This is a genomic window from Flexivirga lutea (assembly GCF_054778955.1).
In genome coordinates this window covers 583,156-605,630 of the sequence record NZ_BAAGZB010000002.1, presented here as the reverse complement: position 1 = coordinate 605,630, position 22,475 = coordinate 583,156, and the positions used below count along the sequence as shown (strand labels likewise).

Below are 22,475 nucleotides of genomic sequence, written 5' to 3'. Positions count from 1 at the left end.
CGGGCATTCTGGACGAATGAGCACTACGCACGTCCATGCCCGCCGGCTGAGTGTGGTCGCCGCGGTCGCCTGCGGTGTCGTCGCGCTGAGCGCCTGCTCCGGCGGCAGCTCCACCGGCGCTTCGTCCTCGGCCCCAACCGCCGCGACCACGTCGTCGTCGGCGGCAGCGAGCACGACTAGCTCCCCCTCGGCGAGCCGTTCGGTCCTGAGCAGCCCGAGCTCCTCGGCCAGTGGATCGGCCTCCGGCAAGACCTCCGCGTCCAGCAGCGCCAGCGCGAGCAAGAGCACCAAGCCGACCGTCAAGGCCGATCCGGTCGGCGCGTGCAAGACCGCCAACAGCAAGAGCAACGCCGCGATCAGCCAGTGGAACACCGCGGTCGATTCGCAGTCCAAGAGCAAGCTGGACGCTGCGGCGCGCAATTTCAAGTCGACCGCGACGGCGCTGCGCAAGCTCGAGGGCAAGGCGCGGCAGAAGGGTTTCACCTCGCGCGTCAAGGCGGTCGCGGGTGACCTGGAGACGATGGCGAGCAACCGCTTCGCCGGCAAGACGGTCGACCCGTCGACCTACAACACCGACTCCGAGAGCCTGCGGTCCTACTGCCAGAAGGTGCTCACCACCCAGTAGTCACTCGTCGCTCGTGGTGTCAGCTGCCGCCTTCTCGGCTGCCGACACCGCTTCTTCGGCGTCCGTGCGGGCGGCGGTCGCCGCTTCCGCGCGAGATCGGGCGCTCTGCGCGGTGCGACGCGCCGCCGCGAGCGCGCGGTCCGCAAGATCGGCCGACTCCAGCGCCGCTCGTTCCGCGCGCCGCGCCGCTGCCAGGGCGTCCCCAGCCTCGGAGAGGGCGTGCTGCGCGGCCCGGCGCTCGCGCTCGGCCGCCTCCGCCGCGGCAGCAGTGTCGTCGGTGTCCGTTGCTTCGGTGTCCGTTGCCTCGGTGTCCGCGGTGTCGGTTGACTGCGCTGCCGCCGGCTTGCGCAGTGGCGTGGCGACCGCGTCGCGCAGATCCATCTCCCCGAATCCGCTGTATCGCAGACCGGTCACCAAGCGGCCACTGGACACTGCGTGGGCCGCGTCCGCGTCGGCGACAGCGGCGGTGAACGTGTCGGACAACTGCTCCCGCACTGCCGTCGACACCGGCTCGTCCGCCGCGTCGGCGATCTGCTTCACCAACCGCGTGATCAGCGAATTGCGTTCGCCGCTCAGCGATTTCATCGCCTTGGCATCGAGCGCCGACTGCGCCTCGCGCAGCTTTTCGCCCAGATCGAGCAACTCCTCCAGGCTCTCGCCGTCGTCGCGGTGCAGCCGATTGACGAGCTCGGCCGCGGTCGTCGGCCGGCGCAGTGCCTTGATCCGCTTCGCCAATTCCTTGTCCCCTGCGGTACGTGCGCTCTTGGTGGCGGCGTCGCGTCGGGCGATGAACTCCTCGGCGGGGCCGCCATACAGCTGCTCGACGGTGGTGTCGAAGTCGTCCGCGGCCATGCGACCAGTCAACAGCACGCGGAGGGCCCGGGGCGCGGGTCGTCGCCGCCGGCCGGTGATACCGGCTAGTAGGTTGAGGGTTCGCGACTTCGAAAGGTGCACCATGGACGCTGACGTCATCATCGTCGGAGCAGGTCTGGCCGGCCTCGTCGCGGCGGGCGAACTGATCACGGCCGGCAAGAAGGTCGTCGTCGTCGACCAGGAGAACGCCGCGAACCTGGGCGGGCAGGCGTGGTGGTCCTTCGGAGGCCTGTTCTTCGTCGACTCCCCGGAGCAGCGCCGGATGGGCATCAAGGACTCGGCCGAGCTCGCCTGGCAGGACTGGCAGGGCAGTGCCGCCTTCGATCGGCTGGACGACGAGGACAGCTGGGCGAGCACGTGGGCGCGGGCGTATGTCGAGTTCGCGGCCGGCGAGAAGCGGTCCTGGCTCAAGGAGCGCGGGATGAGCTGGCTGGCGATCGTCGGCTGGGCCGAACGGGGGGACGGGCGCGCCGACGGACACGGCAACTCGGTGCCGCGGTTCCACATCACCTGGGGCACCGGGACGGGAGTGGTGCAGCCCTTCGTCGCCGCGGCCCTCGCCGCGGCCGAGACCGGTCAGGTGCGCTTCCTGCATCGTCACCGGGTCGACGAACTGGTCCGCGCCGGCTCCGCGATCACCGGGGTACGTGGCCGGATCCTCGCAGACGACAACGCCGCTCGCGGTGAGCAGTCGTCCCGCGATGAGGTCGGTGACTTCGAGCTGACCGCCCAGGCGGTGATCGTCAGCAGCGGCGGGATCGGCGGCAACCACGAGATGGTGCGCAACTGGTGGCCGCAGCGGCTGGGCACTGCCCCGCGGGAGATGATCACCGGCGTGCCCGCGTATGTCGACGGCCGGATGATCGACATCGCGGAGCGGGCCGGCGCACGCACGGTGAACCGGGATCGGATGTGGCACTACGTCGAGGGCATCCGCAACTGGGCTCCGGTGTGGCCGCAGCACGCGATCCGCATCCTGCCCGGGCCCTCGCCGATGTGGTTCGACGCGTTGGGGCGGCGACTGCCGCACCCGTACCTGCCCGGTTTCGACACGCTGGGTACCCTGCGCTACCTGCGGACCCGGCCCGAGCTGGCGCCATACGATCACTCGTGGTTCGTGGTGACGCAGAAGATCATCGAGAAGGAGTTCGCGCTGTCCGGCTCCGAGCAGAACCCCGACCTTACGAACAAGGACCTCAAGTTGCTCGCGTCCCGAGTGCGCAAGGGTGCACCCGGACCGGTCGAGGCGTTCAAGCGCAACGGCACGGATTTCGTTGTGGCGGAAGACATCTCGACGCTCGTCGATCGGATGAACGCGTTGACCGCGGAACCGTTGCTGGATGCGGCGCAGGTGGAGCGGCAGATCGTCGAACGCGACCGTGAAGTGGCCAACCCGTTCAGCAAGGACGCACAGCTGACCGCCATACAGGGTGCTCGGCGCTATCGGGGCGACCGGTTGATCCGGGTGGCCAAGCCGCATCGCATCCTGGACCCGGCCGCCGGGCCGTTGATCGCGGTCAAGTTACACGTGCTGACGCGAAAATCGTTGGGCGGCTTGCAAACGGACCTGCAGTCGCGCGTACTGGGACCGACCGGTGAACCGATCGAGGGTCTCTTCGCGGCCGGCGAGGCCGCCGGTTTCGGCGGCGGGGGCGTGCATGGCTACAACTCGCTGGAGGGCACCTTCCTCGGCGGATGCATCTTCTCCGGCCGTTCGGCGGGCCGGGCCGCCGCGGCGCAGGTCGGCTGATGGCCTCGGAGGAGGTGGGACCGCTGCGGCGCCTCGGCCTGCGGATCTTCCGGATGACGCCGACGCAGCTGACGTGGCCGTTCGTGCGCCTGGGCTCGCCCACGTTCACGGTCGGTGCCGTCGCGCTCATCGAGTACGACGGCCGGCTGCTCGCGCTGCGGCAGAGCCATCGGCGTGGGGTCAGCCTTCCCGGAGGGCTGGTCGAGAAGGATGAGCACCCGGCCGAGAGCGTGGCGCGAGAAGTCATGGAGGAGACCGGCATCCGGATCGACCCCGGTGACATTGTCGCCACCACCTTCGAGACCCGGGTGCGTCACATCGACGTGCTCTTCCGGGTCGTGTGCGATCGCGAACCCGCGGTCGAGGTCGGCAGCGAGGCGACATCATACGAATGGCTGCCGTTGGATGACTGGACCGACATCGACCGGGCCACCGAGCGCGTGCTGCACGCCGTGCGGGCAGTGCGGCACGACCCGCGGCCGGGTGTGGTCCTGGACTGATCCGGCCGAGCATCCGCCCGATGACCGAACGGTGCCCGGCCGTCCCCTCACTCGCCCGCTCTCGGATCCGCCTCCGCCGCCGCGCGATTCGCCACCCGGACGATCCACCACGCGCCCGCCAGCATCACGCCGTACCCGACGCGGCCCAGGCCGCGTCGGAGGCCGTCGTGCGGCCGGTGCGGATGCCGGCCAGCCCGTTGCGCGGCACGGTGCCACGCGCCGCCGCACGGGTGGTGACGTAGAGGACGGAACTGCAGATCACCAGGCCGACACCGCCCAGGAGCCCCATCACCATGCCGCCAGGCTAACGTTCCGGCTACGGGCCTTCGATCCACTCAGCCGAGGAGTGACGGAACGTTGTCCGGGTCCATCGCCCGCAGGGCGGCATACCCGATGCCCGTCGTTCCGACCATCAGGCTCTTGGTGAAAGCACCCCGGGAGGGTGCATCCGAGCGCACCATCGCCGATGATCGGACCACTGCATCGGTGAGCACACGGCGAGAGCGATCGGCGGCGTTGCCAGTGAGCTGTGCGCACCGGAGCAGGATGTCCGCGGTTCCGAGGTCGCCGTGGCAGTAGCTGAAGCTGCGGCCCAGGCACTCCTGTTCAGTGAGGTCGCGCAACCGCTGCACTGTCTCGCCGGTTATCGGGTAATGGCCGGCACCGGCACGAAACAGCTCGCAGCCCAGCAGAATTCCGGGTGAGCCGTGACACCAGCCGTATGCACGCCCCGTCTTGTTGCGGGACGTGTGGAACGCCCGTTCGTCGAGCGCATAGAATGAGCGAAGTTCGTCGCCGAGCCGAGTGGCGAGTTCCTGTCCGTGCTCCAGGCCCGTCCACGGGCCGAGCTGAGCGAGTAAGCCGACGACCCCGTGCGCGAACCCGGAATGTTGTATGACGGCAAGGTCGCCGCCGCGGGTGCTGGCGGCGAGCGAGGCGATCGTATGGCGGGCGATGCCGCGCAGCAATGGCTCGTCCTCGGGACACAGTGACGCGAGGTCGCGGCAGGCACCGAGCAGGCCGGCGGCTCCGGACAACACGTCGCCGGTGTCGGCGCCGAGGTTCGTTCGTCCGGCCAGCTGCTGGAGCGCGACAACCTGCATCCACCGGCGGTCCGGCGTCAAGTGGGCATACTCGACCAGCGTCTTCACGATGCCGGAGACTCCCACGTGGTCGCCGGTCGGAAAGTCCTCCAGCATCTGCGGCGTGCTCTCCAGTTGCCGGGCGAACGGCTCCAGGACGTCGCCGGCCGCCTCCAGGTATGCACTGCGGTCGAGCACCGTCCCGGCCCACATCAGAAAGCGGGCGACGCCGACGAAGCCGCCATACAGGTTGTGATCCATGGCGCCTGGCGACCACAGGGCTTTCCCGTCGCCTCCGACCCGCACGTCGACCCAGTTCGCCACGTCGCGCGGTCCGTGGCCGTGGATCATGTGTGCCACCAAGTCGTTCGCGACGGAGGACGAGATCTCACGCAACTGCTGTCCGTGGCTTGCGCCGGACGCGTGCACGGCTGCAATGGCGGGGGAGGCGTAAGGCTCTCCGCACTTCTCGGCGAACGCCGACCGGCCGAGGGACGCCTGTTGGCGGATGTCATCGGCGCTCAGAGCTCGGATCCGAGCGATTGACGCGTGCAGCGGAGCGACGCCCGCTGCCGCACTCACCGCACGTCCGCGGGAGTCGAAGATCTCGCCGGAGTCGAGGTCCAGCGAAAAGTAGGGGACGTCGTCATTCAGCACGTCGAATATCTCGGAGGTGAGGATCTCCACCGAATCCGACTGGTCGACCAGGCCGAGCCGCTGCATCGCCCGTGCCGCTTCATCGGCGTCGGCGGCGAGGGAGGGATGCGTCAGCATCCGCATCACCCGGCCATAGCCGCCGGTGGGGGCCATCAACTGCCGCGCTCGAGCCCCGGCGAAGCGCGAGCGGACGTGTTCCAGCACCTCCTCGCGCGACTTCAGGACACTGTCCAACGCGGACTCGATGCCGTCCGTGACGGCACGCATGGCCGACCACGGGTCGAGTGACATGTTCGCCAATCCGTAGGTGTCGTCGGCGTCGGTCAAGGGCAGTTGTTCGAGACGTACTTCCATGTCGTCACGACCGGCGTTCTTCACGACCAGCGAGTTGACCGGCGACAGCGCCTGCCCGTCGAAGCCCATGGCGCCGATGTCGACCGCTTCGTCGCCGATGCGCATGACCGTCGGCAGAAGCATGGTCCCGAGCACCGATTCGTCGAGCAGACGCCAGATCGCGTCAGTGGCGGACGCGACCGAGCTGTCCGGGGTCGATCGGAACAGGCATTCCAGGTCGATCAACGCCGGGCCGCCACGGCGTGCGATGACGTTTTCGAAGTGCAGGTCGTGACCACCCAGGAGGTACAGCACGGCGGCGTGAGCGCCCAGCGCACGGCAGTATGCCGTCTCCTGCTCGGGCGACGAGGGGGGATCGGGTTCCAGGAACTGCATGATCATTCCGGTGCCGGCCGGAAGGACCCAGGGCGCCATCAGCCGGCAACCGGCGGCCTGCATGATCGGCTTCGCCACGGCCGCATACCCGAGGTCCAGCTGCGGACTGCGAGGCTTGTAGACCAGACGCGCAGCGGAGTCGAACGTGATGATGCACACGCTTCGTGACCCGCAGTGGGTATCACCGAGACCCGTCTCGATCCGGTCGATGCAGGTGGACACAGCAGGTTCGAGAGATGTCACCTGCGGCAACGCGCCGGCGATCGCGCGGACGACGTCGGCGAGGTAGCCGGCGACCCTGTCCAGCTTGGCAGCCGAGCGAGCGGCCATGAACTCATGGTCGCGCAACACCTGCTGAGCGTTCTGCACGGCGAGCACGGTCGAGAAGTGCTGGAAACGCTCCTCCGGCGAGGTGCCGGGCAACTCCCCGCGCTGCGCGAGTGCCCGCATGCGGGACACGAGGGTGCGAGCCCACATGCGATCGGTCACTTCGTAGAGGGTGCGCTGTAGTTCAGCGCAGCAACGTTCGGTCAACGACAGCCCGCAATCGACGGCCGTGCGCTCGACCTTCGACACGGCGTGCGCGATCGTGCCGCCGAATGCGGACTCCAGGAACTGCGGGAAGTACAGACCGGTGTCGGTGCCGACCGGCCGCCGACCAGCCTGGGCGGTGACGTCCCGTCGCAAGTCACCGGGAATACATTCTGCGACGCAGATGCCACGCAGTCGGGCCTGCAGTTCCTCGCCGTACTCCGCCGGTAGGAAGTAGGTGCCTGGCACGAACGGGCCCGTGCTGCGACTGGCGGATGCTCGGCCATGGCCGGTCCGCGGGTCAGACTGCGTACTGCTCATCGTGGAAGCCTCCGGACTGCGCTGCGAACATCTCCCGGTAGATGCCGGGCCGTGCGATCAGTTCGTGGTGCTGGCCGTGCAGCCTGACGACACCGTCCTCCAGCACGTAGATCCGGTCCGCCCGGACCACCGAAGCGAGGCGGTGTGCGACCACAACCATCGTGCACTTGAGTTCGTGGAGATTGGCCACGATCTTGGACTCGGTCGCCGAGTCCAAGGAGCTGGTTGCCTCGTCGAGGACCAGGATCTCTGGGCGGCGCACCAAGGCCCGTGCGATGCCGATCCGCTGTCGCTGGCCACCGGAGACGTTGCTGCCCATATTGGTGAGAAGGGTTTCGTAACCCATCGGCAGTTTCTCGATGTCATCGTGAATGCAGGCGTGCTTGGCCGCCTCGACGATCTGCGCTCGCGACACGTCGGCGCCGAAGCCGATGTTGTCCGCGATGCTGGCGGTCTCGAGCAGCACCTCTTGTGGAACGAACCCGATCAGGCTCGCTCGCGTGTGCGGAGCCAGTTCGGTGACGGGTACCCCGCCGACCGAGATCTCGCCCTCGTCGAGGCTGTAGACACCCAGCAGCAGCTTGGCGAGGGTGCTCTTTCCCGATCCCGTCGGCCCGACGATCGCCACCGTCTGATGCCGCGGGACATCCAGGTCTATGCCACGTAAGGTGGCCGGCGCCGTCCTGGTGTATCGAAAGGTCGCTCGACGCACGGCGATCTCCGCTCGTGGCCGTCGCGTCACAGTTCCTCGCTCCTCGACCGGCGACTCGACGATGTCCCGGATCCGTCGTGCGAGGGATCGGCAGGTCATGTATTGCGTGACCGAGGAATAGATGGCCGTGGCCGACGAGAACAGCGCGATCGCCACCCCCTGGCCGGCGATGGCATCGCCGATGCTGATGTCGCCGCGCTTCCAGAGCCACAACCCGCCCAGCAGCACGGTCAACGGCCCGGCAAGCTGCAGCATGCCGATGAATGCATTGGCGGCGCCCTGCATCCGTGTTCGCTTCCGCAGGTAACTCAGTGCGCCGTTGTTCTCGGTGCGCCAGCGGTCATAGACGTAGCCTTCGCCGCCGGCGGCCTTCAGAGCCAGAATCGACTGAACGGCCTCCACCTGAAGCGTCTGTGCCTTGCCGGTCTGCAGGATCTCGTTCTGGATGACGTTGTAGATGGGACCACGACTGCCGAACAGCACACCGAACGCGATGCCGACCAGCACACAGGACAGCAGTCCGAGCTGGACATTGGTGTAGAACATGTAGCCCAGGTAAGCGGCTAAGCCGCCTGCCTGGAACACGCCATTCCACAATTGACCGGCCAACATGTCGCGAATGGCCGCGACGCCGGACAACCGGTAGGCCAGCTCGCCGGGCTGACGGGTGTCGAAATACTTGAAGGGCAGCCGCAGCATGTGCGCCATGATGCGTTCGCTCGACTCGGCACCGATCCGGGTCGAAACGCGGGCAACGAGTTCCGACCGCAGCATGCCGATCAGGATCAGTCCCGCCCCACCGGCGAGCAGCAGCGGTATCCACGACTTGAGCACCGATCCCGCTGCATTTCCGACCGCTTGATCGACCAGTCGTTTGGTCGCATAGGGCAGCGCCAGATCGACCGCGTATATCGCCAGCGAGATCAGCACGACCTGCAACAGCAGGCCGCGGGAGTGTTTGACCGCGTCGACGAACGGCCGCTCCGTCTCATGTCGCGGCTCGCCGGCCCGGCCGCGACGATCGGGCGAGACTGTTTCGGCCGACCCGGGAAGGATCTCCATCGCGACGCCGCTGAACGATTCCTCGAACCTTTCGAGATCGACGGACCTGCGCCCGACAGCGGGGTCGACGATCCGTGCCCGCCGCCTGCCGATCTTTTCGACGACGACGAAATGGCTGTTCTCCCAGTGCGCGATCACCTGGCCGCCCACTTTGCGCAGGCCTTCGGTGTTGGCCTTGTACAGCTTGGTGCTCAGCCCGCGAGCCTCCAGCAAAGAACGCAGCTGCCCGATCGAGGCGCCGTCGCGGCCGAGGTCGAGTTCCGCGCGTAGAAAGACCGTGCTGTCGCGACAACCGCGAGAGTGCAGAACCATGGCTGCACAGCACAGGCCACACTCCGTGGGCGTGAGTTGCAGCTCCGGCCGAAGACGTCCCATTGGTGGACCAACTCTTTCTGTATGCCGAATTGTCATGCGACGTCAACCGGTGGAGTGGATTCCACGACCGTTCCCGGCCGTAGAATCCACCCACTCGGATATTCAGGATCCCTGCCGGGATCCAGCGGAATTACCGGTTGCCGAATTCAGCAGCTCTTCTGGCATTCGACGGTGAGAGTACACAGGCGACCCTTGTCGCCCCCGAGGTAACTGACACCGCACGCGAGCGGGGAGATGATCGTCTCCACCCAGCCGGCTCCGGTCGCGGCGCCCTGGTCCTCGACCTCTTCGAGGATGCTGACGACCGGGTCATTTCCGTGCTTCATGTTTCTTCCTCTCACATTGATTTTGCGGTCATCCAGGCCCTGTGCCCGAACCGTCATGACGGTGGAGTTCTCCGCTGGAACCCGAAACGAATGCCCCATGTGCCGGAGGCCGAATGCGCGATTGAGTTCCCAGATGGCGCCCCGCCTGACACCTCGCATGCTAGGCATATCGCGCCACGATATTCTGCAAATCCCACGTAAGTAGTTGTTAAGGACCTCGTCAAGCGGTCTTAAACTTCCTAGAACATCGTAAATATTTGTCGCAATGGTTGCGATGACTGAGATGTTGTGCCAATGCTTAATTGGCCCACAGGGGGTCGCGTTTTGTCGCAATCAATCAAGTATATGGAGAGGATTTGTCATGCCCAGAATTGGCAAAGACGCCAGCACCGGCTACGTGTCCGAGGAGGAGCTGCTGGAGTTGTTCGCGCCATCCGAGGACGTCACGGGTGCCGGTGCGGTGCAGCCGATGAGCACCGCCATCGCTTGTGCGATCTCGGCCACCGTGGCGTCGGCGACCGCCATCAGCGCGGCGTGGGGTGATGGCTGCCCTTCGACCGCCTGCACCAGCCGCTGCTGAACCCACCATGTCTGGTGCCCGGGTTCACCCGGGCACCAGACGTTCCGTCCTCCGCCGTCGCCCAGGAGCTGGCCCATCCCATGAAGCAACTCTCCTTTGCCTATCTCGACGCCGTCATCGACGAGAGTCTCGAGCGTCGCGCCGGGCTCTTCTCGGGTCTGTACGCGGAGTCGCTGCGTGAGTACTCCCGCGGAATCCGCCAGTGCGAGGACGACCTCGATGCACCGGGGCGGGCCGTCATCGACTGGCGCTCCATCGCGAAGCAGCTGGTTGACGCGGTCCTGGAGAACCTGCACCGTATCGGTGTGCGCACGGCGATCTCGATGTTCCGCGCGCAGCGAGAAGAGCCCGGCGGCCTCTCGTACCAGGGCTTTCACGCCTGGCTGTCGACCGACTCCGGCCGAGCCGAGGTGCTCGCGCACTACCCCGAACTGGGCAGGCTGCTCCGCCTGGTCGTCGAACGCCACCTGAGAGCCGATCGCGAAGTGCTGACAGCGCTTGTGGCGGACGCGTCAGTGCTGCGCCGCGATCTCGCCGCCGGGACCCGCGTCATACATCTCTCACCAGGGCAAGGCGATTCTCATCGTGGCGGCCGAGGAGTCTGTGTGCTGCGGTGGGACACCGACATACGGACTGTCTTCAAGGCGCAGGAGAGCAGCCTCTACGGTCCGCTGTCCAGCGTCCTCGATGCAGTGGACGGGGACAGAACGCTGTTCGGTCCTGTCTGTCCGAAGTCGATAGTGCGCTCGCAGTACCTGTGGCAGGAATTCGTTCAGCACTCCGACGTGTGCGCACAGGCCGATGAGCCGGCAGCGGGCGCGGCAGAATATTTTCGCCGATTCGGGCGGGTTTCGGCGTTGCTGACCATTTTCGGCGCGAACGACCTGCACCACGAAAACGTCATCGCCACGGCGGACGGTCCGATCGTGGTCGACCTGGAGACCCTGGTGTCCCTGCCGGACCGGGCTCCCAGTGAGCGGTATGCCGAGATGGCACGAGATGTGGAGTTGTCGCCGCTGCACACCCTGCTGTATCCCGTGCGCACGATCGGCGGTGCGCTCGATATGGACCTGTCGGCGTTGGGCAACATCGGCAACGAACCGTCTGAACGACTGCGCTCGTTCGTGATCGTCGATGCGGGCACGGACGACATCAGATTCGACACCACCGCGGCCGAGGTGGCGCCGGACGGGGCGAACCTCGCGACGCTCGCCGGCACGGCGCTCGATCCTCGTGACTGGGTGGACCACATCACCGCTGGTTATGCCGAGGGCCGGGAACGGCTGTGCGCGCACCGCGACCGCCTGGAGGACATTGCGACGACCTCGGTGTGGTCCGTCCGACAGATTCTGCGCCCGACCTTCATCTACTGGAGATTCCTGGAGGCATCGACCCATCCGGCATACCTGGGTTCAGCGGAAGACCGCCGCACGTTGTTCCGGAAGATGCCGGCCCAACACCGCGGACTTGATCCGTCGTGTGGTGACGTGGTGTGCGGTGCCGAGGTCGACGCGCTGATGGAACTGGACATCCCGTTCTTCGAAATCGATGCCGACAGCCGCGACCTGCGGGTGAACGGCACGGACCAGCACATCGAGGACGCGGTGCCGATGACCGCGCGCATCGCACTTGCCGAACGCATCGCGGCATCCTTCGAGCGGCCATTGAGCCGCGATTTGAGTTACATCCGCTTCTCACTCTCTGCCTCGGCCGACGATCTGTGGGAGCCGGGAGTACGGCGAAACCGGCGCAAAATGATCGACGGCTCGCTTCCTCCACTGTCGGACACCAAGGAGTGGCACGGCATACTCGCCGATCTGGTGGTCGGGCAGGGCGCGAAGGCGACCTGGATGTTGCCACGATTGCACCGCGGCGGTCAGCGTCTCGACGTGGCGAATTCACTTCTGTACGAAGGCGGCGGGCTGCTGGTGTATCTCGCCCAGGCGACGCAGCAGGGATGCGACGGCGCGGCCGAGATCGACATTGCCTCGATCTACCAGAACGCCGCCGATGCGCCCTTGGCGGCCGATCCCTACCCGGCGGCAGCATCACCCTTCAACGGATTGCTGTCGGGGCGCATCGTCGGCCTCGAGATGGCCCGACGCGGGATTGAGATCACCGACCTGCCGGTCGCGACACTGCCGGACGACGGGCTCTTCGACGCGACGACCCTTACCGCGGATTCCTTCGACTACATCAACGGACTCTCGGGCTACCTGACCTATCTGGCAACGTATGCCGATCCCGATGGGCCCCGCGTTCCGGCGGTCACGCGAGAGGACCTTCTGACGCGTCTCGTCGATGTTGATGGTGACGCGTCGACACATCGCGGCCCGCTCGGCTTGGCCCACGGGCGCCTCGGGCGCATCGCCGCCCTGGCCGTGTCGGCCGCAACCACGGACGTGGCCGGCACTGGCGTGCGCGCGCACCTGGAAGAATTCGCCGAGCACTATCTTCGCCACCGATGGCGGGACGCTTCACTCGCCGACGTCGACTCGAGTGCGGGCTGGTGCAAGGGATACTCGGGCGTGGTCTGCGCCCTCGCGCAAACCCTCGGTGTGATCGGATATTCCAGCGCAGAGATCAGGCGCGAACTCGATGCCGAGATATCCGCCGTCATCAATGCGCCGATCTCCACGGATATCAGCCTCTGCCATGGCGTGGCCGGCAGGATCGCCGTGTTGTGTGCGTTGTCGGTGCGGCTTGCTGATCCGGCGTTGCGCGATGCGGCGATTGCTTTACGGGATGACTTTCTCGATCGTTACGACGATGGCGGCTGGGACAGCGGAATAGGTGCGGCACCTGATATGCCGGGTTTCATGCTCGGCCTGTCGGGTTGGCATTACGCCCGACTGCTAACATCGGATCCTTCAATATCGCTGCCACCCGTGTTCAGTGTTGCTCTCGGCGACAGGAACTCGATCCCGTGGCACCACCAACCCAGCATTCAATCGAATGGAGCGAATGGCGTATGTTGAAACCGGCCAGCATATGGGAACGCGTGATCTGGGTTGCCTTACCCATCATTGTTGTCGGCGCAATCGTCGCAATCATCGTTCAGGGAAACGGTGCAGCGGCTTGGGTCCTGCTCATTGCAGCAGCGTTCGCGATCGTCAATCTCATTGAAATGCGCCGCCGAGCCAGGAAGTCGCGCACACAGTCGAATGCGTGACACTCCGGCGGCGCACCCGGCATACAACGGCGGCAACTGATGCGAGTCTCCGTGATGTACCCGATGTTCGTCGCGGATCCGCAACACGTGGTGCCGTTCGCGGAGCTGGTCCAGCGCGGACTCGCCGACCGCCTGTGGGCCGGAACGTCGCTGTATGCCGACAGTTCGCAGCTGATGGCCTACCTGGCCGGCGCCGGTTACCGCATCCCGTGCGGGCTGTCCGTGCAGCTCTCGCCCACGCGGCATCCCTATCAAGCTGCGCTCGAGGCCCGGTCGCTGGCATTGCTCAGCGGATCCCCGGTCGTCGCGGGTTTCGGCGCAGGGCCGCCGAACCTTGCCCGGGAGTTGCGCGACGGCTCGCAGCCATCCGCACGTGAGGTCGGCAGGTACATCGACTCCGTGCGCAGCTATCTGCAGGTCCCGGCCACGGGGCTGGTTCCTTCGATGGAGCATCCGCCTGTGGAGCTGGGCGCCGGAGTGCTCCGTCCGCGGATGGCGGAGGCGGCCGGCCGTTGGGCCGACGTCGCCATCACGCTGCTGACGCCGACGCGCTACATCTCCGAAGTGCTTGCGCCGGCACTTGCCGCGGGCGCCCGGGCCCGCTCGGCGCCACCTCGCATCGCGTCGATAGTGCACGTCGCCGTGGCCCGCGAAGGGCGTGCTCCGGCAGAGCTGGCGTATGCCGGGTTCTTCGGTCACCTGACTCTTCCGCATTACACCGACATGCTCCGCCGCGCCGGTATCGATGCGCACCCCGACGACCCGGTCGCCGGGTCGATGCGCATCAGCGAGGCTCAGTTGAGCGTCTTCGGCAGCCCGGCGGACATTGCGGACGAACTGCGCGAGTACGCCGCCGCGGGCGTGGACGAGGTCGTGCTGAGCACGGCAGGAGTGCTCGCGACCGAAGGACCACGAGCGGCCCTGATCGACGCCCTGGCCGTGCTCCGGGCGGTGCACGACAGCTGACCGTCCGGAGGCGAGGGGTACCGGCCGGCATACCGGCGCGACACCGGTGATCCCGTGCCCTTGTCTCAGATGGCGTAGGGATAGATCCCGAGCATGTAGGCGCCGAACCAGGCGCTGGTGACCGTGGTCGCGACGCCGACCGTCACCTGGGTGGTGCGCGACCGCTGGGCGAGCGCCAGGGCGATCGGGACGAGCAGCACGAAGGCCGGCAACAGGAGCCGGACACGCGAGTTCATCAGCCCGGTCGACAGCAGCACGGTGGCTGCAGCGAGCGTGCCGTAAACGCACACCTGCCACGGCAGGCGGGTGACGAAGGTGAGCACGATCAACACGACCGTCGCCAGGATGACCCAGGCCGTCACGACGTCGCCCGCGGTCTGGCTGGTGGACAACGTGTCGATCAGATAGTGCAGCGTCGCTGCTCCGGCGTCGAAGCGGGTGCCCCAGCCGTCGCTCTGGATCCGGAACCAGGCAGTCGGGGATCCGGCACGCACGCCTACGACGGCCATCCACCCCAGCCACCCCAGCGGCGCAAGCGCTGCGCCGGCCCACGGTCGCCAGCCGTCGCGACGGTGCGCGAATGCGGCGATCAGCAGGACCGCGATCAGCGCGACCGCGGTCGTGCGGGTCAGTCCCGCGCACATGGTGAGCGATCCCGCTGTCAGCCAGCGCTTTTCGAGAATCGCCCACAGCGCCCAGCCGGCGAAGGCGCAGTAGATCGCCTCGGTGTAGGCCATCGTGAGCACGACACTCATCGGGGTCGAGGCGAAGAGCACCGCCATGATCTGCCCGGCCCGGTCACCGCGCGCCTCGTCGGCGGGCCACCGGCGCAGTGCGCACCATCGGCCGATCCGGTATGCCGCCACCGTCGCGGCCGCTCCGGCGACCAGGCTGGTCAGGATGGCCGCGGCATACGTGCTGATGCCCGGAAACGCGTCGACGGCCCGGACGAACATCGGGTAGCCGGGAAAGAAGGCGTAGGCGGTGTCGGCGGTCTGCTCACCGTGAGCGTCGGTGAGGTTCGCTGGCAGGTCGTTGTATCCGTGGTGTGCGAGCGCCAGCATCCATTGCCCGTCCCAGGCCGCGAGCATGTCGTGCAGGGATTTGCCGTTGCGGTTGCCGACATACTGCAGCCACCCGGCGCCGATGGCGCGCACCACGACGAAGACGGCGGCACCGGTCAGCCACGACCGCCCGGCCGGCGTGTGCGCCCACCGCGCACGTGCCGCCGGCGGGGAGCTGCTCAGAGGTACTGCCCCGTTGGCCCCGTCGGTCCATCGGCGGGGCCCGGGTGCGTGCCCTGACCGGGCGGTAGGCCGCGCCGCATCGCCTGCAGCTGGGCTTGGGCCGCCATCTGTTGCGCCACGATCGCGGTCTGTATGCCGTGGAAGAGCCCCTCGAGCCAGCCGACCAGCTGCGCCTGGGCGATCCGCAGTTCCGCGTCGCTCGGCGCGTCGTCGGTGAAGGGCAGCGCGATGCGCTCCAACTCCTCGACCAGCTCCGGCGCCAGGCCTTCCTTCAACTCACCGATGGAGCGGTGATGTATGTCGGCCAGGCGTCGCCTGCCCGCCTCGTCCAACGGCGCGTTGCGGACCTCTTCGAGCAACTGCTTGATCATCGAGCCGATGCGCATGACCTTCGCCGGCTGCTCGACCAGATCCGCGGGGTTCTCCTCCGCGGGCGATGCGGCCTGCTCGTCATCGGCCTCGTCACCACTGGGTGGCGTTGCGACACCCATGCCGTCCTGCGTCACGACGACGATCCGCTGCTGGTCCTCCGGGCTGTCCTGGTTGTGCTCGTCAGGCGTCATACCGTCCATCCTGTCAAATGCGGCCGGTTCGGCTGGTCGTTGCGTGGCTGATCATGCGGTGAGCAGCAGCTTGCCGATGTGCTGCGACTCGGCGAGCGCCCGGTGTGCGTCGGCGGCCCGCTCCAGCGGCATGGTCTCCTGCACGACCGGGCGCACGGCGCCGCTGTCGATCAGCGGCCAGACGTGCTCGCGAACGCTCGCGACCACCCGCGCCTTGTCCGCACGGTCGCGCGCACGCAGACCGGTGGCGATGACCGATCCGCGCTTGGCCAGCAGGGCGGCGATATCGAGCTCGCCCGTGCGGCCGCCCTGCATGCCGATGATGTCCAGGCGGCCGTCCGGCGCCAGCGCCTCGATGTTGCGCGCGAGGTACTTCGCGCCGACCACGTCGAGGATGACGTCGGCGCCGCCCTCGGCCGACATGACCTCGACGAAGTCCTGCTCGCGGTAGTTGATCAGGATGTCCGCGCCCAGTTCAGCGCAGCGCTGCAGCTTCTGCGCCGAGCCCGCGGTGACCGCGACCCGGGAGCCGAACGCCTTGGCCAGCTGGATGGCCATCGTCCCGATGCCGCTGGAGCCGCCGTGCGCGAGCAACAGCTCGCCCGGTTGCAGGCGCGCGGTCATGAACACGTTGGACCACACCGTGCACACGACCTCCGGCAATGCCGCCGCCTCGACCAGGTCGAGGTCGGCGGGAACCGGCAGCAGCTGCCCGACCGGCACCGAGACCTGCTCGGCATACCCGCCGCCGGCCAGGAGGGCGCAGACCCGGTCGCCGACCGACCAGCCGGTGACCGCGGAGCCGATGGCGCTGATCGTGCCGCTGACCTCGAGGCCAGGGATCTCGGACTCACCCTTGGGCGGCGGGTAATGCCCTTGGCGTTGCATGAGGTCCGCTCTGTTCACGCCGGCAGCGGCCACGTCGACGAGCACCTCGTCGTCACTGATGGTGGGGGCCGGTAGGTCGGAGAGGGTCAGCACGGACTCGTCGCCGAAGGTCGGCAGGGTGATCGCACGCATGGCATCGACGGTACGGGGGCGGTCGCCGGCTGATCCCGACGGCACCACTCAGCCCTCGCCCATGCCCTCCACGGGCGCGTCGCCGTCCCCGCCGCCGCGGACCTTCGCGGCGATGCGCTTGCCCACGTCGCCGTCGATGCCGGCCCAGTAGTCCAGCGCCCGATCCAGCACCTCGTCGGTCAGGCCGCCGAGCAACGAGCCGCTGACCTGCTCGACCAGCGCCTCGCGCTGAGCCTCGTCCATCACCTCGCGCAGCAGCGTGCCCGGCTGGCCGAAGTCGTCGTCCTGCGCGTGCAGCCGGTATGCCGCGCGCACCATCTCGGTGTCGGTCTCCCACCCGTCCTCGGCCGGACCGGTGCTGTCGGACCAGGCATGTCCCGTGCTGTTCGGTGCGTAGACCGCGGCGTTGCCCTGCTGGTCGTAGTTCATCTGCCCGTCGAACAGGTAGCTGTCCACCTCGGTGCGCGGCCGGTTGACCGGCAGCTGGTGGAAGTTGGTGCCGATCCGGTTGCGCTGAGCGTCGTGGTAGGCGAACGCCCGGCCCAGCAGCATCTTGTCCGGCGACAGGCCGATGCCCGGCACCAGGTTGCCCGGCGAGAACGCCGCCTGCTCGATCTGCCCGAAGAAGTTGTCCGGGTTGCGGTCCAGCGTGAACCGGCCGACCGGGATCAGCGGATAGTCGGCGTGCGGCCAGACCTTGGTCAGGTCGAACGGGTTGAACCGGTAGTCGGCCGCCTCGGCATACGGCATGACCTGCACCGAGACGCGCCAGCTCGGGTGATCACCGCGTGCGATCGCCTCGAACAGGTCGCGCCGATGGAAATCGGCGTCCGAACCGGCGACGGCGGCGGCCTCGTCGTTGCTGAAGAACTCCATGCCCTGGTCGGTGTGGAAGTGGTACTTCACCCAGAACTTCTCCCCGCCGGCGTTGATCCACATGAACGTGTGCGACCCGTAGCCGTTCATGTTGCGCCAGGTGCGCGGCAGCCCGCGTTGTCCCATCACGTAGGTGACCTGGTGGGCGGATTGCGGGTTGAGGGTCCAGAAGTCCCACTGCATGTTGTTGTCGCGCAGTCCGGAGTCCGGCAGCCGCTTCTGGCTGCGGATGAAATGCGGGAACTTCATCGGGTCGCGCAGGAAGAACACCGGGGTGTTGTTGCCGACGACGTCGTAGTTGCCCTCGGACGTGTAGAACTTCATCGAGAAGCCGCGCACGTCCCGCCAGGTGTCGGGGCTGCCCATCTCACCGGCGACGGTCGAGAACCGGATCAGCATGTCGGTGCGTGCGCCCTGGGCGAAGACGGCGGCCTTGGTGAACGCCGAGACGTCCTCGGTCACCTCCAGCACACCGAAGGCGCCCGCTCCCTTGGCGTGCGGCTGGCGCTCGGGCACCTTCTCCCGGTTGAAGTGCGCCATCTGCTCGAGGAAGTGCACGTCGTGCAGCAGCAGCGGACCGTTGCTGCCCACCGACAGGGTGTCGCGGTCGCTGGGTGAGGGAGCGCCCCATCCGGTCGTCGATCCGGTGCTTGGACGGTCAGTCATCTAATTTCTCCGATCGGGTGTCGTGCCTCGTCGCGCCCGGCGACCGCGGCGTCGCGATCGCCGGGCACGTGGGGCCCATACCCACTCGGTCGGCTCTGCACCGGTCGGCGCCGTCATTCGCGCCTCAAGCGCGTCAGTCGCCGGTTCGCAGGATCGTCACGACCACTGCGGGCACGGAATGCTGTCCGTCGGCGGGTTGTTCAAATTTGTATGACGACCTCCACCGTCCCGGTCCTGCATCGCGGTGTCGTCGTCATCGGCGCCGGGCAGGCCGGACTCTCGGCGGCGCACTTCCTGCGCAGAGGCGGACTCGAACCCGGCGTCGATTTCGAGGTGCTCGACGCCAACCCCACGCCGGGCGGCGCCTGGAGCCACCGGTGGGACGCGCTGACGCTGGGCGATGCCCACGGCATACATGACCTGCCGGAGTTCCCGCTCGGTGAGCCCGATCGCACCGAGCCGGCCCGCGAGGTGGTCAAGCGCTATTACGACGCCTACGAGCAGCACGAGGGCTTGCGCGTGCGGCGTCCGTGGCGGGTGACCGCCGTCGACGACGCCGGCGACGGCCCCTTGCGCGTTCGTGCCGAACACGCCGGCGGGCAAAGCGATCTCGTCGCCGATGCGGTGATCAGCGCGACCGGCACCTGGGACCGGCCGTATGTCCCGACCTACCCCGGCCGGTTCGCCGGGATCCAGCTGACGACACGCGACTTCCGGGCGCCGGAGGACTTCCGCGGCAAGCGGGTGCTCGTGGTCGGCGGCGGCGCCTCGGCCGTGCAGTTCCTCCTGCTCCTCGAGCGGTATGGCGTCTCCACCGTCTGGTCCACCCGGCGCCCGCCGCAGTGGACCGATCGGACCGTTGACCCGCGCTGGGGCGCCGAGGTGGAGAAGCGTGTCGCGGCCAAGACCCGCGCCGGCCTGCCCGCAGGTTCGGTGGTTTCCAACACCGGACTGTTGCGGCGACCGGACTACGACGCCGGTATCGCCCGCGGGACGCTCGTGAGCCGTGGCCCGATCGCACGTCTGACCGCGGACGGCGTCGACTTCGCGGACGGCACACACGAGGACATCGACGTCATCCTGTGGGCGACCGGCTTCCGGGCCTCCCTCGGGCACCTGGCGCCGCTGAAGCTTCGCGAATCCGGCGGCGGCCTGCTCGTGGCGGACGACGACGTGTCACTGGTGCGAGAACCGCGGCTCTTCGTGGTCGGTTACGGACCCAGCGCGTCCACGTTGGGTGCCACCCGAGCGGGTCGCCGGGCGGCACGGGGTGCATTGCGACTCCTGGGGCGTTCACGCGTCGCCGCCTGAACTCTTCTGATCGAGCCGCCGCGGCGGCGGGCGGTGGCCCAGTCGTCGGCTGAGGTCCGCCGCGGCAGACCGGATGGCCGCCACCAGGGGACCGGCAGCAGGGGGGTCCTCCGCGGGGTAGGTGATCGCGATCCCGGCGGCGGGACCTCCGTTGTGGTCCAGGGCCGCGACTGCCACGGAGGCGAAACCTGCTGAGACGGAGCCGGTCTCGACGGCATACCCGCGTCTGCGGACCTGGGCGAGTTCCGAGTTCAGGGCGGTCAGCGACGTCGGTCCCAGGCCGTTGCGTTGCACGAAGGACTCGCGGTCGGGGTAGAGCGCCCGCACCTGGGGGCCGGGCAGCGCGGCGAGCATGGCCAGGCCGGACGCGGTCACCGCGGCCGGCAGCCGCACCCCGACGTCGGTGACCAGCGACGGTCGCCGCGGGGCACGCTCCTCGATGACATAGAAGACGTCCCGGCCGTGCAGCACGGCCAGGTGTGCGTTGTGCGTCGTGCCTTCGACCAGTCTGGCGAGCACCGGCCGGGCGATCCGTTGCAGCGGCGCCTGCCGCACGTATGCCGTGCCCAACTCGAACGCCGCGACGCCCAGCCCCCACCGGCGGTCGTCGGACAAGTGGGTCACGAAGCCGGCGTCGGCCAGCACCGCGAGCAGGTGGTATGTGGACGACCGTGGCAGCCCCAGCTGACGCGCGATCGCGGCGGCCGGCATCGGTTCGGCGTGCCGGGCCAGTAGCTGCAAGAGGGCGACGGCCGAGGCCGCCGCAGGGGCGTTCGCCATACCGTGCAGTGTCTCAGATCCGAGACACTAAGCCGCGCCAGCTGCTGTCCGTGCCGCGGCGGCGGGTATGCAATGGGTCACATGAGCGAAACTGTTGTTCTCGGAGTCGGCGCCCTCTCCATCGGCGATGTGGTCGCCGTCGCCCGGCGCGGCGCCCTCGTGGAGATCTCCGAGGAGTCGCTGGCCGAGGTGGCGCGCAGCCGCGCCACCATCGAGCGGCTCGCCGACGACCCGATCCCGCACTACGGCGTCTCCACCGGTTTCGGTGCGCTCGCCACCAAGCACATCCCGGCCCGTTCGCGCGCCCAGTTGCAGCGCTCGCTGGTGCGCTCGCACGCGGCCGGCTCGGGCCCCGAGGTGGAGCGCGAGGTCGTGCGCGCACTCATGCTGCTGCGTGCCAGCACCCTCGCCACCGGTCGCACCGGCGTGCGCCCCGAGGTGTTGCAGACGTACGTCGGGATGCTCAACGCCGGCATCACGCCGTGCGTCCGCGAATACGGCTCGCTCGGCTGCTCCGGCGACCTGGCTCCGCTGGCCCATTGTGCACTGGCGTTGATGGGCGAGGGCGAGGTCCGGGACGCCGACGGCCGGCAGCAGTCCGCGGCCGACGCGCTCGCCGCCGCCGGTCTGACCCCGGTCGAGCTGCGGGAGAAGGAAGGCCTCGCGCTGATCAACGGCACCGACGGCATGCTCGGCATGCTGTGCCTGGCGATCACCGACCTGACCGAACTGACCAAGGTCGCCGACATCACGGCCGCGATGTCGATCGAGGGACTGCTCGGGACCGACGACGTCTTCGCTGCCGACCTGCACGAACTGCGTCCGCAGCGCGGCCAGGGCGACAGTGCCGCCAACCTGCGAGTCCTGTTGAAGGACAGCGCGATCCGTGAAAGTCATCGCGACCCGGCCGCGTGCACCCGCGTGCAGGACGCCTACTCGCTGCGCTGCTCGCCGCAGGTGGCCGGCGGTGCGCGGGACACGATCACCCACGCGACGAGTGTGGCCGGCGCCGAGCTCGCCGCCGCCGTCGACAACCCGGTGGTGACCAAGGACGGCCGGGTCGAGTCGAACGGCAACTTCCACGGCGCACCGATCGCCTACGTGCTCGACTTCCTGGCGATCGTGACGGCCGACCTGGCCAGCATCAGTGAACGACGCACCGACCGATTCCTCGACGTGGCGCGCAACAACGGGTTGCCGCCGTTCCTGGCCGACGACCCGGGCGTCGACTCCGGTCACATGATCGCCCAGTACACCCAGGCGGCCATCGTGTCCGAGCTGAAGCGGCTGGCGAACCCGGCGTCGGTCGACTCGATCCCGTCGAGCGCGATGCAGGAGGACCACGTGTCGATGGGTTGGTCCGCGGCACGCAAGCTGCGTCGTGCGGTCGACGGGCTGCGCCGGGTGCTGGCCATCGAGCTGCTCACCGCCGCGCGCGGCATCCGGTTGCGCGAGCCACTGCGCCCCGGGCCGGCGACGGCTGCGGTCATCGCCGCGCTGCCGGGGATCGGCGTCCCCGGACCGGACCGTTACCTCGCGCCTGAGATCGACCAGGCCGTCGAGTTCGTCGCCACGGGCGACGCGCTGGCCGCGGCGGAGACGGTCACGGGTGCGTTGCGCTGACGCTGGTCTCGATACGGGCTCGGCCAGCGCCTCGCCCTACTCGACCGGCGTGGGTGGCTGGGCCAGCGCCTCGCCCTACTCGACCGGCGTGGGTGGCTGGGCCAGCGCCTCGCCCTACTCGACCGGCC

Annotated in this window: 19 protein-coding genes; 9 read left to right on the top strand and 10 right to left on the bottom strand. The window is 68.2% G+C overall.

All coding sequences use genetic code 11. The annotated features are described in order from the left end of the window. Nucleotides 1-16 precede the first annotated feature (16 nt). Complete coding sequence (locus ACYVBN_RS09255; protein ID WP_460600248.1) at nucleotides 17-625, top strand: hypothetical protein; 609 nt, start codon at nucleotides 17-19, stop codon at nucleotides 623-625. Here ACYVBN_RS09255 and ACYVBN_RS09250 read toward each other — a convergent pair whose 3' ends face one another. Continuing rightward, nucleotides 626-1,477, bottom strand: coding sequence for a hypothetical protein (locus tag ACYVBN_RS09250; protein ID WP_460600247.1), 852 nt, complete (start codon nucleotides 1,475-1,477; stop codon nucleotides 626-628). 103 nt (nucleotides 1,478-1,580) lie between these two features. On the opposite strand from ACYVBN_RS09250, the gene ACYVBN_RS09245 reads away from it, so the two are divergent. Together ACYVBN_RS09245 and ACYVBN_RS09240 are read left to right on the top strand one after the other, a co-directional pair. Next, nucleotides 1,581-3,248, top strand: a complete 1,668-nt coding sequence (locus ACYVBN_RS09245) for an FAD-binding dehydrogenase (RefSeq protein ID WP_460600246.1) — start codon at nucleotides 1,581-1,583, stop codon at nucleotides 3,246-3,248. After that, nucleotides 3,248-3,748, top strand: a complete 501-nt coding sequence (locus ACYVBN_RS09240; RefSeq protein ID WP_460600245.1) for an NUDIX hydrolase — start codon at nucleotides 3,248-3,250, stop codon at nucleotides 3,746-3,748. The genes ACYVBN_RS09245 and ACYVBN_RS09240 overlap by 1 nt, the downstream gene beginning before the upstream one ends. A 124-nt stretch (nucleotides 3,749-3,872) precedes the next feature. Here ACYVBN_RS09240 and ACYVBN_RS09235 read toward each other — a convergent pair whose 3' ends face one another. From ACYVBN_RS09235 to ACYVBN_RS09220, 4 genes are all read right to left on the bottom strand, one after another. Then, a complete protein-coding gene (locus ACYVBN_RS09235; protein ID WP_460600244.1) occupies nucleotides 3,873-4,043 on the bottom strand; it encodes a hypothetical protein in 171 nt (56 codons plus the stop codon). A gap of 40 nt (nucleotides 4,044-4,083) precedes the next feature. Further along, nucleotides 4,084-6,996, bottom strand: coding sequence for a type 2 lanthipeptide synthetase LanM (gene lanM / locus ACYVBN_RS09230; RefSeq protein WP_460600243.1), 2,913 nt, complete (start codon nucleotides 6,994-6,996; stop codon nucleotides 4,084-4,086). Nucleotides 6,997-7,048: 52 nt separating this feature from the next. Continuing rightward, nucleotides 7,049-9,217 carry a peptidase domain-containing ABC transporter gene (locus tag ACYVBN_RS09225; RefSeq protein WP_460600242.1) on the bottom strand — a complete coding sequence of 723 codons (2,169 nt, stop codon included), beginning with the start codon at nucleotides 9,215-9,217 and terminating at the stop codon, nucleotides 7,049-7,051. Nucleotides 9,218-9,363: 146 nt separating this feature from the next. Beyond that, a complete protein-coding gene (locus ACYVBN_RS09220) occupies nucleotides 9,364-9,543 on the bottom strand; it encodes a plantaricin C family lantibiotic (RefSeq protein WP_460600241.1) in 180 nt (59 codons plus the stop codon). Nucleotides 9,544-9,904: 361 nt separating this feature from the next. Between ACYVBN_RS09220 and ACYVBN_RS09215 the strand changes: the two genes are divergently transcribed. The 4 genes from ACYVBN_RS09215 (at nucleotide 9,905) to ACYVBN_RS09200 (ending at nucleotide 14,261) form a co-directional block, all read left to right on the top strand. After that, entirely contained in the window at nucleotides 9,905-10,123 is a 219-nt protein-coding gene (locus tag ACYVBN_RS09215; protein WP_460600240.1) for a class II lanthipeptide, LchA2/BrtA2 family, read from the top strand. A gap of 80 nt (nucleotides 10,124-10,203) precedes the next feature. Next, a complete protein-coding gene (gene lanM / locus ACYVBN_RS09210; protein WP_460600239.1) occupies nucleotides 10,204-13,101 on the top strand; it encodes a glycoside hydrolase family protein in 2,898 nt (965 codons plus the stop codon). Then, nucleotides 13,095-13,295 (top strand): hypothetical protein, encoded by a 201-nt coding sequence (locus ACYVBN_RS09205; protein ID WP_460600238.1) that lies wholly within the window; start codon nucleotides 13,095-13,097, stop codon nucleotides 13,293-13,295. The genes lanM (ACYVBN_RS09210) and ACYVBN_RS09205 overlap by 7 nt, the downstream gene beginning before the upstream one ends. A gap of 39 nt (nucleotides 13,296-13,334) precedes the next feature. After that, nucleotides 13,335-14,261 (top strand): LLM class flavin-dependent oxidoreductase, encoded by a 927-nt coding sequence (locus ACYVBN_RS09200; protein ID WP_460600237.1) that lies wholly within the window; start codon nucleotides 13,335-13,337, stop codon nucleotides 14,259-14,261. A 65-nt stretch (nucleotides 14,262-14,326) separates the two neighbouring features. Here ACYVBN_RS09200 and ACYVBN_RS09195 read toward each other — a convergent pair whose 3' ends face one another. From ACYVBN_RS09195 to ACYVBN_RS09180, 4 genes are all read right to left on the bottom strand, one after another. Continuing rightward, complete coding sequence (locus tag ACYVBN_RS09195; RefSeq protein WP_460600236.1) at nucleotides 14,327-15,421, bottom strand: hypothetical protein; 1,095 nt, start codon at nucleotides 15,419-15,421, stop codon at nucleotides 14,327-14,329. A gap of 83 nt (nucleotides 15,422-15,504) precedes the next feature. Beyond that, nucleotides 15,505-16,071 carry a bacterial proteasome activator family protein gene (locus ACYVBN_RS09190; RefSeq protein ID WP_460600235.1) on the bottom strand — a complete coding sequence of 189 codons (567 nt, stop codon included), beginning with the start codon at nucleotides 16,069-16,071 and terminating at the stop codon, nucleotides 15,505-15,507. 51 nt (nucleotides 16,072-16,122) lie between these two features. Continuing rightward, a complete protein-coding gene (locus tag ACYVBN_RS09185) occupies nucleotides 16,123-17,091 on the bottom strand; it encodes an NAD(P)H-quinone oxidoreductase (RefSeq protein ID WP_460600234.1) in 969 nt (322 codons plus the stop codon). A gap of 48 nt (nucleotides 17,092-17,139) precedes the next feature. Beyond that, nucleotides 17,140-18,633: a catalase gene (locus ACYVBN_RS09180; RefSeq protein ID WP_460600233.1), complete on the bottom strand. Its 1,494-nt coding sequence runs from the start codon at nucleotides 18,631-18,633 to the stop codon at nucleotides 17,140-17,142. Between the two features lie 210 nt (nucleotides 18,634-18,843). Between ACYVBN_RS09180 and ACYVBN_RS09175 the strand changes: the two genes are divergently transcribed. After that, nucleotides 18,844-19,944, top strand: a complete 1,101-nt coding sequence (locus ACYVBN_RS09175; RefSeq protein WP_460600232.1) for a flavin-containing monooxygenase — start codon at nucleotides 18,844-18,846, stop codon at nucleotides 19,942-19,944. Here the strand turns inward: ACYVBN_RS09175 and ACYVBN_RS09170 are convergent. Then, nucleotides 19,927-20,724, bottom strand: a complete 798-nt coding sequence (locus ACYVBN_RS09170) for an IclR family transcriptional regulator (RefSeq protein ID WP_460600231.1) — start codon at nucleotides 20,722-20,724, stop codon at nucleotides 19,927-19,929. The genes ACYVBN_RS09175 and ACYVBN_RS09170 overlap by 18 nt on opposite strands. An 81-nt stretch (nucleotides 20,725-20,805) precedes the next feature. Between ACYVBN_RS09170 and hutH the strand changes: the two genes are divergently transcribed. After that, on the top strand, nucleotides 20,806-22,347 hold the full coding sequence (hutH, locus tag ACYVBN_RS09165; protein WP_460600230.1) for a histidine ammonia-lyase: 1,542 nt from the start codon (nucleotides 20,806-20,808) through the stop codon (nucleotides 22,345-22,347). The last annotated feature ends 128 nt before the right edge of the window (nucleotides 22,348-22,475 follow it).

What these genes read in the sequence shown, in the direction of transcription:
- ACYVBN_RS09205 (WP_460600238.1), top strand. Translation starts at nt 13,095, where the DNA reads ATGTTGAAACCGGCCAGCATATGGGAACGCGTGATCTGGGTTGCCTTA.
- ACYVBN_RS09170 (WP_460600231.1), bottom strand. Translation starts at nt 20,724, where the DNA reads ATGGCGAACGCCCCTGCGGCGGCCTCGGCCGTCGCCCTCTTGCAGCTA.
- ACYVBN_RS09235 (WP_460600244.1), bottom strand. Translation starts at nt 4,043, where the DNA reads ATGGTGATGGGGCTCCTGGGCGGTGTCGGCCTGGTGATCTGCAGTTCC.
- ACYVBN_RS09175 (WP_460600232.1), top strand. Translation starts at nt 18,844, where the DNA reads ATGACGACCTCCACCGTCCCGGTCCTGCATCGCGGTGTCGTCGTCATC.
- ACYVBN_RS09200 (WP_460600237.1), top strand. Translation starts at nt 13,335, where the DNA reads ATGCGAGTCTCCGTGATGTACCCGATGTTCGTCGCGGATCCGCAACAC.
- ACYVBN_RS09255 (WP_460600248.1), top strand. Translation starts at nt 17, where the DNA reads ATGAGCACTACGCACGTCCATGCCCGCCGGCTGAGTGTGGTCGCCGCG.
- ACYVBN_RS09185 (WP_460600234.1), bottom strand. Translation starts at nt 17,091, where the DNA reads ATGCGTGCGATCACCCTGCCGACCTTCGGCGACGAGTCCGTGCTGACC.
- hutH (WP_460600230.1), top strand. Translation starts at nt 20,806, where the DNA reads ATGAGCGAAACTGTTGTTCTCGGAGTCGGCGCCCTCTCCATCGGCGAT.
- ACYVBN_RS09190 (WP_460600235.1), bottom strand. Translation starts at nt 16,071, where the DNA reads ATGACGCCTGACGAGCACAACCAGGACAGCCCGGAGGACCAGCAGCGG.
- ACYVBN_RS09180 (WP_460600233.1), bottom strand. Translation starts at nt 18,633, where the DNA reads ATGACTGACCGTCCAAGCACCGGATCGACGACCGGATGGGGCGCTCCC.
- ACYVBN_RS09245 (WP_460600246.1), top strand. Translation starts at nt 1,581, where the DNA reads ATGGACGCTGACGTCATCATCGTCGGAGCAGGTCTGGCCGGCCTCGTC.
- ACYVBN_RS09220 (WP_460600241.1), bottom strand. Translation starts at nt 9,543, where the DNA reads ATGAAGCACGGAAATGACCCGGTCGTCAGCATCCTCGAAGAGGTCGAG.
- lanM (WP_460600239.1), top strand. Translation starts at nt 10,204, where the DNA reads ATGAAGCAACTCTCCTTTGCCTATCTCGACGCCGTCATCGACGAGAGT.
- ACYVBN_RS09215 (WP_460600240.1), top strand. Translation starts at nt 9,905, where the DNA reads ATGCCCAGAATTGGCAAAGACGCCAGCACCGGCTACGTGTCCGAGGAG.
- ACYVBN_RS09240 (WP_460600245.1), top strand. Translation starts at nt 3,248, where the DNA reads ATGGCCTCGGAGGAGGTGGGACCGCTGCGGCGCCTCGGCCTGCGGATC.
- ACYVBN_RS09225 (WP_460600242.1), bottom strand. Translation starts at nt 9,217, where the DNA reads ATGGGACGTCTTCGGCCGGAGCTGCAACTCACGCCCACGGAGTGTGGC.
- ACYVBN_RS09250 (WP_460600247.1), bottom strand. Translation starts at nt 1,477, where the DNA reads ATGGCCGCGGACGACTTCGACACCACCGTCGAGCAGCTGTATGGCGGC.